The sequence below is a fragment of the Gallaecimonas mangrovi genome (genome assembly GCF_003367375.1).
Classification (GTDB): Bacteria; Pseudomonadota; Gammaproteobacteria; order Enterobacterales; family Gallaecimonadaceae; genus Gallaecimonas; species Gallaecimonas mangrovi.
Genome location: NZ_CP031416.1, coordinates 1003285 through 1015484 on the forward strand (window position 1 = coordinate 1003285; position 12200 = coordinate 1015484).

The window sequence follows — 12200 nt, forward strand, 5'->3', positions numbered from 1 at the left end:
GAGACGAGGCGCCTGCTGATGGTCAGATAGTTCTGAACTGTTGATCAGGCAATTTTTACAGTCGGTATCATTGTGATCTGCACACCGGCTTTTCTCACCAAATTGCCGACTTCACATATTGCATCAGCTTTTTCAAGCAGGGCTTCGGCCTTGGTCACTTCTGCCTCACCAGACCCGGCTGGTAGGGTGATCTCTGCCTGGTGACTAATTTTAAATGTGTCACCGGCCTCGGCCTTGGTCTCAACTGACAGATGCTCAACGGGCAGTTTGTTCATGGCAGTAATGCCACGTAGTGTGGCGAGAAAACATGCCTGAGCTGCAGCAACAAGCAGTTCTTTGGGATGGGTGTCGGTACCGGCACCGCCATAGGGTTTCGGAATGGCGATGTCAAAGGCGGCATCTTCAGCCACGATCCGGCCTTTACCGTCAACGCCGCCATTCCAGTCTGCTTTGAGAGAAATTTCCAGAGCCATGGTTTTTTCCTTTCTTCACTTTAGGTTTGCTTTTCAGGTTAGCGTTCGCCGCGATAGCGGGAGCGCCGATGGGTTGGAAGAGGATCACAGCAGGTGCTTGTGGTTTCTTCATGCAGAAGTATAAGATGCCAGAATACGAAAATTAAAATCCAAAATGGAATTAATATAAGTTCCCAAAAGGAAATAATATGTACTGTATGGAAGTCAGAGAAATGCGGTGCTTCCTGCGAGTTGCCGAGACACTCAGTTTTAAGCGCGCCGCAGAGATTCTCAATGTCTCACACTCGGTCACCACCAAAACAATTGCCCAATTGGAGCACAAGATTGGCACACCGCTTTTTACCCGCTCTACGCGGCGGGTAGCGCTTACCCCGGCAGGTGTCTTGCTACAGCGCGAAACGGCAGAATTGATTCGTAATCTCGACCGTATCCAGCGCGCAGTGCGGCATGAGACGGGGGCAGCTAGCGGACGTTTCGGCATCGGCGTCACCCCTCTGGCTATGCAGACCCTATTTCCGCCGCTTATGCGCAAGTTTCGGGTGCAGCATCCCAATCTTGAGATCACTGTTGAGGAGATCTCGACCGAAGCTCAGGTCAAAGGATTGTTGTCGGCGTTGATAGACGTTGCCTTAGTGATAGCGCCGGTATCCGAGCCAGAGCTTGAGGTAGAGATCCTTGGTGAGCAACAGATGCGGCTTGCGATCCCAACCTGCCACCCTCATTTCAAGCCAGAAAGCGGTCAAAAGGTACCGCTATGCGCATTTGCTACCGACACTTTCCTAGTTTCCGGCCGCGCCCAGAATGGGGTTCATGAAGAAATTAACCGGGCTTGCGAAACTGCCGGGTTCCGACCGAAGATCAAAGAGTGTAATGAGAGCCAAACTTGCCTCGCACTTGTCGAGGCCGGTTTGGGTGTCGCTTTCGTGACTGACGAGACAGAGGTTGCCGCTCGTCCTGGCCTTAAATTGGTCAACTTGGAGGAGCCTGTACCCAGCCTTACTCTTGCTATGGTTTGGCGCCGTGATGACCCTTCAACTGCGCTTCAAACAATAAGAAAGTTGATAGCCGAGATCACGTAACCACTATGTTCATCGCCCAGTTGGCGAATCCATTTAACCCTTGTGGAATATTCTACGTTCCTAGCCTCTTGGTCCTTATCACTCCAAGACTCAAAGTGGGTATCCTGCTTAGTCTTCATCCTGGCCCTCGCCATTTTTGCCATTGTCGCGGTTATTCACCGGCTCATTCATTAATGCCTTTATTGCGGGCAGCTGCGCGTGGTGTTTGGCCTCGTAGCCGGCGAAAGCTAGCGCCAAAGGCGCTCTGCGAGGCATAGCCAAGTTGGGCTGCAACGCGGCCAACACTTTCTCCTTGGCGCAACAGCTCTTCGGCAAGCTGCATGCGCCAGTTTTGCAGATAGGCCATCGGTGCCATCCCCAGTTGCGTTTGAAAAGCTGCCGCAAAACTCGAGCGTGACATGCCTGCCTGTTTGGCAAGCGCTGCTACGGTCCAGCTTTGCTCTGGCGCCGCGTGAAGGGCATTAAGGGCTGCCCCCAGCTTTGGATCTGCCAGCGCGCCTATCCAGTTGCTACGGTTTGGGTCTGAACGGGCAGCGAAGGCGCGCAGCAACTGGATCAGCAGCATGTCGGTTAGGTGGCGGCGCATGAGCTCTGCACCGAATTCAGCGGCGTCAAATTCCGCTTCAATCATTTCCAGCGTGCGGAGCAAGGCCGGGGCCTCGGCTGTGTTGGCGGGGATCAACATAAAGCGAGGTAAGGCACTTAGTAGCAGTTTGCGGTGCTGCGCGCTGGCCGAGAAACTGCCGGCGATCATCACCACCTCGTCGCCCTGATAGCGCCCGGTGCCGGAACCATCGGCAAAGAGCTGGCGGCCGTCTTCGGGCGTGAGCGCCGGCTCGCTTGCCAAAACATAAGCAGGGCTTTCGGCTAAAAGAAAGACATCGCCTGCCGCCAAAGGCTGCGGCACTTGCGCTTCGCGCAGCATCAAGCAACTGCCGCGAAGTACGGCGACAAACTTCAGGGTATCGCCCGCAGGAAAGCGAAAGGCCCAGTCACCGGCGGCCTCAAAACGGTGGTTCTGCGCGCTTTGGAGTTCAAGCAGACGGAAGATAGAGCTGAGTGCATCGGACATTTTTGGACGTCTGCGATAAAAAAATGGATATAACACTATAGATGCACTTTCCTCTTGGTCATATCGTTGTTTTTTAACTAGCAGGAGACAACCGATGACCGGGATCGTAGGCAAAGTAGTGGCGTTGACTGGGGCCAGCAGCGGCATAGGCCGGGCGGTTGCGCTTGATTTAGCTGCCCAGGGGGCGCTGATGGTGTTAGCAGCGCGTCGCGCAGAGCGCCTGCAAGCGCTGGTGGCCGAGATAACCGCCGCTGGCGGCCAGGCGATTGCCGTGACCACCGATGTACGCCAGCGCGCCGAGGTAGGAGCGCTGGTTGCAGCGGCGCAGGCCCACTTTGGGCGGCTCGACGTGATGATCGCCAATGCCGGGGTAGGGCCGATATCGCGGCTAGAGAAGCTGCAAGAAGACGACTGGGCGGCCATGGTAGACGTTAATTTTAAAGGGGTGCTGCATTGTATTGGCGCGGCGTTGCCGGTATTTCGTGCCCAGGGCGACGGGCATTTCATCGCGACGGTTTCCACTGCCGGGCTAAAGGTGCTGCCAACCATGGCGGTGTATGCTGCCACCAAAAATGCTGTGCGCACCCTCATGGAAGGGCTGCGGCAAGAAGCGGGGCCAGACTTGCGCGTAACCGAGGTTTCACCTGGCTATGTTAGCACCGAGTTTGCTAACGGCGTTACCGATGCTGAGGTTCTAGCGGCGGTCCCCGAGGCAATGAAAACCATGGCCTTACCGCCCGAAGCCGTAGCGCGTGCCATCAGCTTTGCTATTGCTCAGCCGCGTGAGGTTGATGTTGGTTCTATTGTCGTTCGCCCCACCGCGCAGGGGTAATAGGGTTCACCAAATCGCCTAGGCCAATTTTGCTTAATACCGGGGCGCTATCGTGCGCACGCTAGCGCCCCGCAGTCCGGGGGTTTAAGGCTTAGTCATTCGCTTCCGCTAACAGCATTTCGGCAAGTTCCTGTGGGCAATCAAGCATAACGGCATGGCCACAAGGCAAGGTGTGTACCTGCCAGCTGGAATCGTTTTTCACCCGCGCATAGGTTGAGGCGAACCAGTCCCCACCGTTTTCAGTGGCATACAGGTAAGTTCGGTTGGCTACCGGGGCAGAAGTGACTCCGCGTTTTACCCCTTGCACAAAGGTTGCGAGGGGCTGCGGGCCTGATGTGGCATCAACACGGGCAGCATCTGCTTCGTTGACGTTAAACAGGGCTGCCGGAATAGGTGGCAGCAACCCCGCGTGGGCACTCGCTTGCTCAAGAAAGGCCAATGTGGTGTCGGGGCCAGTGAGGTCGAGCAGGGACTGCCCGTCTTCTGGCGCGTAGGCATCCAGGAAAAAGAGGCTGCGGATACGCTCGCCGATTTCATTGGCAACACCGGTAATGACCATGCCGCCGTAGGAGTGGCCGCAAAGAACTGCATCGGTGATGTTCTCGTATTTGAAAACATTCACGATATCCTGAATGTGCGTATCTAAATTAATCGTACGGTCGACCAGGTGGGAGCGTTCCCCAAGCCCGGTTAAGGTGGGTGTATACACCTCGTGGCCCGCTGCACGCAGCAGGCGAGCTACCCGGCCGTAAACCCAGCTGCCTTGATAAGCGCCGTGAACCAGAACGAATGTCGCCATGTCTCTTTTTCCTTGTCGGTAATGAAGGTAATTGGTGAGGTGCGGGGCTTTAGTGGCAAGAACGCCTAGCCTCCAGAATGCTGGCCAGCTTGGGGCCGGCGATAACGGTAGCGATACCCAAGGTCACTAGGCAGGCGCCCAGGATCTCGGGTAAATGTGGCTTGTCGCCGAGGATAAGAACGCTAAGGCCAAGGGTTACTACCGGGATTAGGGCCGGCAAGCTGGTGCCAGCCACGCGCCCGAGTAATTCGACCGAGCGGCCGAAAGCGTAAACGGCGATCGTTGTTACCAGCACGCCTTGAACAAGGGCTTGCGTAACCACGTCTGCTATAGGTGCTGTGGTTATTCCTTTGGGCAGCGCCAGTAAATAGATAGGCAGGTAAATAACGGCGGAGCCCACGGCAACGACAGCTGTCGCATAAAGGGCGGGCACTCGCCTTGTTCGCAAAAAGATGCCATAGCCTGTCCACATCACACCGGTGAGCATCAGGATAACGTGGCCAGCCGTAATGCCGTCGGCAAGTACAGCTGCAGCAACACCGCCAGCGACCAGGGCGATGCCCATCAAGCGGCCTTTGGTAAGCCGTTCCCTTTCTATCCAGCGCGCCATCAGCACTGATGAAATCGTCATCACCCCAGGATTTAGGGCGCCTGCTGCCGACGCCGGTGCGGTTTGCATCGCCACCGATAACAGCAATACAAAAGGTGCGCCGAAAAGCACCACCAGTACCAATATGCCAGTCAGCCCCAGGGCCGGTGTTGCCTGGTCTTTTCGCAGCAGAATGGGAAGTAGCAAAATGCCCGCGACTGAAAATCTAAGGGCCGTTAGGTCGTAGGCTGTTAACCCGGTGGTAACGCCAAGGCGCAGCATCACCAGAGCGCCTGACCAAATAAGAATTGCCACACCGGCCCATAAAAGGCCGCGAATAATAGTCGAATTTGCATGTGTCACATCTGTCTCCTCTGGCGTCAGGGGAGCACTATAGGTGGTGACTTCAGATAACAAAAACGATATTGTCTGGCTTTATAAATGAGTAAAGTTAAATTATGAAGCTGACTCCATCGAACCGCACTTTAAATCTTGAGGCGCTGCGCAGTTTCGTGGCGATCCATGAAAGTGGCTCGTTCCAGCGTGCAGCGGCTAGGGTCAACCTTTCACCTTCGGCAGTCAGCCTGCAGATAGGCAAGCTTGAAGAGTTGCTAGGGCAAAGGCTTTTGGAACGCAATGCACGGCGGGTGGCGTTAACCGAGCATGGCGACTTGCTGTTGTATCGGGCGCGGATGTTGTTATCGCTAAACGACGAGACCTTAGCCTTGTTTCATCCGTCTGAGCTTGAGGGGCAGCTGGTTCTTGCTGCATCCCACGACCTCGGAGTTTCATTGGTGCCAGACCTTCTTCGCCGCATGGCAGAGCGCTATCCACGGCTACAGGTAGATGTGCGGCTCGACGCCTCTACCGACATCATCAATGGTTATATTGCCGGGCAGAGCAACGTGGTGCTGTTCAACGATGTTGGTCCCCCTGCAATTGCCGCCGAACAGATAAGCTCTGAACCCCTAGCCTGGTTAATGGCTCGGGGCGGGCGAATATTTAATAATGAAACACTGCCGCTTGCCGTTGCGAGAACCGGTTGTGCATGGCGAGAGATGGCATTAAAGGCGTTGAGCGAAGCCAAACGCCCTTATCGGATAGCTTATTCTAGCGACTCGACATTGGGCCAGGCCGCAGCAGTTGAGGCTGACCTTGCCCTAGCCGCATTGCCCCTATCTCTGGCGAGAGGTCACCTTGTTACAGCGCCGGACGAAGCGGGTCTGCCGCCGCTGCCACACACCCAAATCTACATTGCCCATCAAGAAAACGAATTGGCCAATGCGGTAGTTGCCATGGCTATCGAGGTCGCCAAGTCGATGCCGCTATGGCGTACGCGTTTGAAAGAGGTGAGTTAATAGCGGTGGGTTCTTTTATTCGCCGGTAATACTCGGGCCATCGTCGCAGTGCTCTGGTGTTCAAAATTGCTCCCGGCAATGTTGTCGGCAAAAGTCAGCGGCATGGTTGGTTGTCAGCCTCCCTAGCGGTTCATTCCGGCTCACACGTCCTGGGCTTCACTTTGCAAGCTTCGCCCCGGCACGTACTCACCTGCACCTGGGCGGCCCCCTGCCATGCTGTCTCGGCTGTCCATCCACGTCAGTTCGCAGACAAGCCGCTCTCGTTCGCCAGCTAAAATCAGTCCACTGGACTGATTTCTTAACGCGCTCACCCCGCCGTCTCACCCACAGGATATGAATGAAGGCAAGACGATCTGCCGCTTCGTCCCGTAGCTGGTAAGAGCTTGATATACAACAAGATTCAAAGTGGGTGTCCTGCTGAGTTGTGCTGTGGGTAATACCAGGTAGCGATGGCGGCCTTATCCATCCAAAATCGCAGTGAAGCCCGGTTGATCAAAGCGCTGTTGTATTCAGCCCAGTTACGGATAGGATGTTTGGCCTTGTCCATGGTTGCTCCCCTTCGATATGTCGGGGATCGGATCACAGCCAAGCGTAATGGTTCAGTGGATTTAGAAAACAACGCCGCGTAGGACGGAATAACCAAGAGCGCAGTTATTTTTCATTAATGTTTTTTCAAATTCTCAAGTGCGTTTTTCAATTCGTCTGCTCTGCCTTTTTTTGGCCATCCATAAATTATATCTACAACATTCCCATTTTTGTAAAAGTAAAATGTAGGCGTGTCCCAGTTTTTTATTTCTGGCCATTCAGATTCTTTATAGGCTATACCAACATTTGTCCATGGATGTAATTTCTTGAATATTTTCATGGGATTTTTATCAAGTGTAGAATTGGATGGGATAATAAAAGTTGCTTTATTTTTAAAAGTATCTAGAGTTTCTTTTTTACCTTCTATCCAATCCAGAAAGTTATTTGAAAAGTGACAAAATGGCGAGGAAATAACAATGATTTTACTGTCATTTTTTGTGGTGATATTCTCAACCTCAAAAATCCCATTCTTAAGCTTTAGCAAACCTCTATCATCATAGTGATGGTAAATATAGTTGCTCTTAATTTTTACGTTAAAATCACTATCAATTTTTGATGCTTTTTCAAGATTTCTCGATACAATATATTTATTGTATACATCTTGAGCAATATTTGTTATGTATTCCTTTCTTCTTGCTTTCTCGTACAGTATTTTACTCAGTAGATCTACATGGGCTTCTTCTTTAGTGTAGAAAGCAATTTCGTCAATATAGCTATACAGTCTATGCAAATCCTTTGAATTCAATTTATCAAATGAACTTGAAATAAAATTACTGAGACAATCATTGAAGACTCGGGTATAAATTTCTTTGCCTTTATCTAAAATAACTTCACTATTTGACGAAAAATATTCATCTCGAATAGTAGCAGCCTGATCCAGGCTTTTTGAAATATCCGACAAACTCGAACCAGAACTACAAAAAAAACTAGCCTGAGAAGATAATGGTACGACGAGAATAAAAAAAGCTAAAAATAGCCTATTCATATTTCCTCCATGAAAATAGGGGCCCCTATTTTATTCTCAACAACTTGACGTACAAATGTAATTATTGGCTACATGGCAGCTTCCAGGACTTGAACATTAAAAATCAATATGCTCTGGAAGCATATTGATTATAGGATTATCATCATTAGAAATAAGCAATGCGTCGGTTGTTGTCTCAACTCTTGCATTTTTAAATACATACATTAGTGATTGAGATCCAAAAAGAGATAATATCTTGTATATCTGAGTTGGAGTAAGTTCCGCCTCAAGTACACCGTAATTCATGCCTCCAATCCCATTTTCTCTAAACACAATACTGTCCGTAAACTCTTGCTTAGCACTCTCTGATAAAGCATCTAGAGGAGACTTTCTCTCTAAAATTGTTTCTAGATCGGCTCGACTTTTTACCGGTGCAAGTTCCCAATCAACACGTCGTTGAATTTGTTCCTTCTTAATTATCTGGCTCTGAAGGGTTTTTATTGAGGATTTTTCGGTTTCTTCCGCATTTACGAGCTGGGGAGATACAACTACCAGAGTGGTTAATAAAAAAGTTTTTAAATTCATACCAATATCCATATCGGTAATTCCAGTTAGGGGTGTATTTTTAAATACATTTTATTGTTATCATTATGTTTTATTTATGTCAACATTTGGTTTTTATGGTAAGAGTCTAAATAACTGATCCTGATTGTGCTCCACCTTACGTATGCCGTGGCCACTGCCAGGGAACGTTATCCATGAAATAACGAACCCTGCCCAGTAATCGAAACTCAACTGGCCACCCACTTGAGTTCTTTTAGCCGTGGCCAATGTTGGCGGTGAGTCGCTGCCAGTTGCCATGGGCAATAAGGGCCTTGTCGGCAGCGCTGATGGGGGCGGTCTCTAAAAACCGCCTTGCCTCGCCGTTGCTTCCAAAGCGGTAGGGGTAGTCGCTTGAAAACAGTATGCGCTCTGTGCCCAATACCTCGATTGCCCATTTTAGGTAACGCTCGCTCCACATGCCGCTTGGCGTCACCGACAGGTTGCGCCGAAAGTATTCGTTAATCGGCCGCTGTAGCCGGGTAAAGCGGCTGAGCGAATCAATACGTTCTAGGTAAAACAGCACCACTTCGCCCCAATGGCCGGTCACAATTTGCAGTTCTGGAAAGCGGTCAAAGACGCCCGCCAATACCATGCGCACTATCTGCACACCGGTTTCGTAATGCCAGCCCAGGCCAAAGGAGGCAAAGGCGGCGTTTAAGGTGTCGTCAAAGCCGCTGTAAAGGGCCTCGCGTACCGCAGGCACTGGCGCTTGTGGGTGAATATAAAGCGGTGCGCCCAGCGCTTGGGCAGCTTCAAAAATCGGCCAGTTGTCTGGGTGGTCAAGGTTGCGGCCACGGGTATGGCCAAACAGCATGGCGCCGTGCAGGCCAAGCTCGCGAATGCTGCGGTGCAGTTCGGCTGCTGCGGCTTGCGGGTCGGGAGTGGCCAAGGTGGCCAGCCCCTGAAAGTGTTGTGGCCAGCGTTTAACTGCTTCGGCGATCAGGTTGTTAGATGAACCTTGCAGCGCCAAGGCCTGTTCGCGCTCAAGGCTATGTAGCGCTGGCGCGGTGAGTGACAAAACCTGCATGTTGATGCCGGTTGCGGCCATGTCGGCAATACGGCGCTCACCGAGATCCAATAAGCGCTCACCAATTTCGCCATGTTGGTGATAGGCGAGGCCTGGGTCGTGCCAGGGCGCTTTAATGGCGTGCCAAGCGCTAAGTACTTCTTGGGTAACAAAATGTTCTTCAAGTGCGATGATGTTCATTGGCTCTCCTGGGGGGGGACTGACGGCGCAAGCAAGGGGTAACGCCTGGCCTGCTGTTGGTACTTGGCCAAGAACAATCATGCTAATGGGCGGAGTGATGATGCAGAAGGCGCGTGAGCTGCATTGATATATTGCATGGCGCGCGTCTTCTGTATGTAACACAGCTATTTAAAAATGCCGCAAATAAGCGCTGCCGGTCGGGAGTAAACTGCTCTGGCGCTGCATCTGCCAGCCATGGTGCGCCCAGCGGCAAGCAAGGTTTAGCCCGCCCTGGGGCCGCTTTATTCTTCACTGAGGCGTTTAAAATGCGATATCCCTTGTCCGTGTTCTTATGCCAAAAAATCGCTTTGGCGTGGTTTGCATTCGTTGTTTCCTCTCTGGCGTTACCTGCCCGTGCCGACGATATTGACCAAAACGCGCAGCCGTTATTGCTGCAACATGAGGTTGCGGTGTCACTGGTTGATGCCGTCTCACAGCAACCGGCCAATAAAATGACCGGCCAGGCTGACAGCAACTTGGTAGTAGTGGCGGCCAATGCTGGCGCGCGTAAAGGCCGGCTGTTTCTGTTTATCGATGGCACCGGCACCTCACCGGCGATGACCAAAGACATTGCGCTCTTTGGCGCTAAGCGCGGCTATAACGTTATTTCCATCGCCTATCCCAATAACATCGCCATTGCCCAGCTTTGTGACGGTGTGGCCGATAAGGATTGCAGCGGCAAGGTGCGCGAGGAAATGCTGACCGGCGTGGACCACTCGCCCGTGGTAGCGGTTGCTAAAGCCGACGCCATTGAGCCGCGGTTATTAAAAACCCTTATTTACCTGCGCCGCCATTACCCAACAGAAGGCTGGGGCAAGTTCTTGCAGCAGGGCCGCATTAATTGGGGGCAGGTAAGCGTAGCAGGGCACTCGCAAGGGGCGGGGTTTGCGGCGATGATAGCCAAGCGCCACGAGGTACTGCGGCTGTTGATGATTTCCGGCGTTGCCGACGTTACCCAAGACGGTGCAACGGCACCTTGGCTTTATCGGCCCGGGGCAACGCCTGCCGCTCGCGAGTATGGGCTGAGTAACTTTTTTGACCCGGTGGTCAGGTTGCGGGTCGCGAGAGCCAGTTGGAATGCCATGGGCCTGGGCGCCTTTGGCTCGCTGCGCTCGGTTGACCGGCTTTCGCCGCCCTATTTAGGCTCCCACGAACTGCTGAGCAGCCAGCGCACCGGCTTTGGAATGAAAATTCACCTCAGTATGGTGTTTGATAAATTCCTGCCGCGCACCGCCAGCGGCGCGCCTTACTTTGAGCCGGTTTGGGCCTTTACGGTATTGCCTTAACCGCGATAAAGGGGCCGGACAACTGGTCAGCCTTTTGGCAAGGCGATGACAGTGGCACACTGCATTATTGCCGTTAGCCAATAGCGCCTGGCGCTGCTGCTTAGCCGCCACCCCTTTACTCACTTTGAGGCCACCGATGTCTTTTACCCGTGCTTTGCGCCTTCCTGCTCACCTGTCGGCGGAGGCCCGTGGCGCCTTTTACATGCTGCTGTCCATGGCCGGTTTTGCCATTGAAGACCTGTCGGTAAAAGAAGCGGCAAAAGACATTCCTGTCGGCCAGGTTGCTATGACCTATGGCCTGGTTGGCATTCTCTGTTTTGGCCTTTTTGCCCGCAGCCAAGGCCAGCGGGTTTTGCACCCGGCGGTGTTTTCAAAGGTTATGCTGCTGCGGTCTTGTTGTGAGATAAGTGGCCGGCTGTTTTATGCCCTGGCGCTGGCGCTAACGCCGCTTTCCAACGCCTCTGCCATTTTGCAGGCAACCCCCGCTATTGTGGCGCTTGGTGCCATTTGGTTCTTTTGTGAAAAGGTCACGCTGCGCAAATGGCTGTCCATTCTGGCGGGCTTTTTGGGCGTGCTGCTGATTTTGCGGCCTGGCCTTGAGGGCTTTCGCGCCAGTGCCATTTTCGCGGTGCTGGGCACCATCGGCTTTGCTGGCCGTGATCTCGCCACCCGCGCCGCACCGGTGTCAATGTCGTCAGCGCAGCTTGGCGTATTAGGTTTTTCCATGCTGACGCTGGCGGGGGTAGTGCTGCTGGCGGTCTCTGGCGGCGCCGCGGTTCCGGCGCCCACAACCTGGGGCTTTTTAACTGGCGCCCTGGTGTTTGGCCTGTTTGGCTATTGCTGCTTAACCCTTGCAATGCGCACCGGCCGCATCGCCTCTGTATCCCCCTTTCGTTATTCACGGCTTTTGTTTGCGCTTATCCTCGGGGTTTTTATTCTCGGCGAGCGGCCCGATACCCTTTCTTTAGTTGGCAGCGCCATCATTGTCGCCAGTGGCGTGTTGGTGCTGCGTGATAAAAGCTAACCGATAAGCAAGCGGTACTGGCTTGTGCAAGGATAACTGCGCTGATAATAGTGGTGGCTCAGTACATTGGCCTTTATGCATGTTAAGCGCTGAAATCACCTTGGCTATTCCCTCAAATCTACTCATTTTTATTGTTGCAGTCATTGTAAAAGTTGGCAGCTATTTCCATGCTATGTTGCTAAAAATGGCTGCTATCGGCTGCTTAAAGCGGTTCATTCTGGCAAGGTCGGCAGCAGCAAAAACCGGTAACGGTGGAGCCTTGTGCGTTACCACTGGGGCGGTTTTCGTTA

The 12200-nt window shown here is 52.7% G+C and carries 13 protein-coding genes; 5 read left to right on the plus strand and 8 right to left on the minus strand.

The window, feature by feature from the left end; all coding sequences use genetic code 11:
• Window positions 1–44: 44 nt before the first annotated feature.
• Window positions 45–473, minus strand: coding sequence for an OsmC family protein (locus tag DW350_RS04705; protein WP_115717766.1), 429 nt, complete (start codon window positions 471–473; stop codon window positions 45–47).
• 197 nt (window positions 474–670) lie between these two features.
• Here DW350_RS04705 and DW350_RS04710 point away from each other — a divergent pair, with 197 nt between their 5' ends.
• Window positions 671–1552, plus strand: coding sequence for a LysR family transcriptional regulator (locus tag DW350_RS04710; RefSeq protein ID WP_226911391.1), 882 nt, complete (start codon window positions 671–673; stop codon window positions 1550–1552).
• A 163-nt stretch (window positions 1553–1715) separates the two neighbouring features.
• Here DW350_RS04710 and DW350_RS04715 read toward each other — a convergent pair whose 3' ends face one another.
• Window positions 1716–2624, minus strand: a complete 909-nt coding sequence (locus tag DW350_RS04715) for an AraC family transcriptional regulator (protein WP_192954808.1) — start codon at window positions 2622–2624, stop codon at window positions 1716–1718.
• A 94-nt stretch (window positions 2625–2718) separates the two neighbouring features.
• On the opposite strand from DW350_RS04715, the gene DW350_RS04720 reads away from it, so the two are divergent.
• The gene (locus tag DW350_RS04720; protein WP_115717769.1) at window positions 2719–3456 is read left to right on the plus strand and encodes an SDR family oxidoreductase; all 738 of its coding nucleotides are present in this window, start codon (window positions 2719–2721) and stop codon (window positions 3454–3456) included.
• Between the two features lie 91 nt (window positions 3457–3547).
• Here DW350_RS04720 and DW350_RS04725 read toward each other — a convergent pair whose 3' ends face one another.
• Window positions 3548–4255 carry an alpha/beta fold hydrolase gene (locus DW350_RS04725; protein ID WP_115717770.1) on the minus strand — a complete coding sequence of 236 codons (708 nt, stop codon included), beginning with the start codon at window positions 4253–4255 and terminating at the stop codon, window positions 3548–3550.
• Window positions 4256–4304: 49 nt separating this feature from the next.
• A complete protein-coding gene (locus DW350_RS04730) occupies window positions 4305–5207 on the minus strand; it encodes a DMT family transporter (RefSeq protein WP_226911392.1) in 903 nt (300 codons plus the stop codon).
• Window positions 5208–5302: 95 nt separating this feature from the next.
• Here DW350_RS04730 and DW350_RS04735 point away from each other — a divergent pair, with 95 nt between their 5' ends.
• Window positions 5303–6202: a LysR family transcriptional regulator gene (locus DW350_RS04735; protein WP_115717771.1), complete on the plus strand. Its 900-nt coding sequence runs from the start codon at window positions 5303–5305 to the stop codon at window positions 6200–6202.
• 400 nt (window positions 6203–6602) lie between these two features.
• On the opposite strand, the gene DW350_RS19490 is transcribed toward DW350_RS04735, so the two are convergent.
• The 4 genes from DW350_RS19490 to DW350_RS04750 all read right to left on the minus strand — a co-directional run bounded on the left by DW350_RS19490 (window position 6603) and on the right by DW350_RS04750 (window position 9561).
• Window positions 6603–6749: a hypothetical protein gene (locus DW350_RS19490; RefSeq protein WP_192954809.1), complete on the minus strand. Its 147-nt coding sequence runs from the start codon at window positions 6747–6749 to the stop codon at window positions 6603–6605.
• A gap of 114 nt (window positions 6750–6863) precedes the next feature.
• Window positions 6864–7772 (minus strand): hypothetical protein, encoded by a 909-nt coding sequence (locus DW350_RS04740; RefSeq protein WP_115717772.1) that lies wholly within the window; start codon window positions 7770–7772, stop codon window positions 6864–6866.
• Window positions 7773–7868: 96 nt separating this feature from the next.
• Window positions 7869–8348 (minus strand): hypothetical protein, encoded by a 480-nt coding sequence (locus DW350_RS04745; RefSeq protein ID WP_115717773.1) that lies wholly within the window; start codon window positions 8346–8348, stop codon window positions 7869–7871.
• A gap of 220 nt (window positions 8349–8568) precedes the next feature.
• Window positions 8569–9561 carry an amidohydrolase family protein gene (locus DW350_RS04750; protein WP_115717774.1) on the minus strand — a complete coding sequence of 331 codons (993 nt, stop codon included), beginning with the start codon at window positions 9559–9561 and terminating at the stop codon, window positions 8569–8571.
• 305 nt (window positions 9562–9866) lie between these two features.
• On the opposite strand from DW350_RS04750, the gene DW350_RS04755 reads away from it, so the two are divergent.
• Together DW350_RS04755 and DW350_RS04760 are read left to right on the plus strand one after the other, a co-directional pair.
• Window positions 9867–10886 carry a BPSS1187 family protein gene (locus DW350_RS04755; RefSeq protein WP_152032936.1) on the plus strand — a complete coding sequence of 340 codons (1020 nt, stop codon included), beginning with the start codon at window positions 9867–9869 and terminating at the stop codon, window positions 10884–10886.
• Between the two features lie 136 nt (window positions 10887–11022).
• Window positions 11023–11910 (plus strand): DMT family transporter, encoded by an 888-nt coding sequence (locus tag DW350_RS04760; RefSeq protein WP_115717776.1) that lies wholly within the window; start codon window positions 11023–11025, stop codon window positions 11908–11910.
• The last annotated feature ends 290 nt before the right edge of the window (window positions 11911–12200 follow it).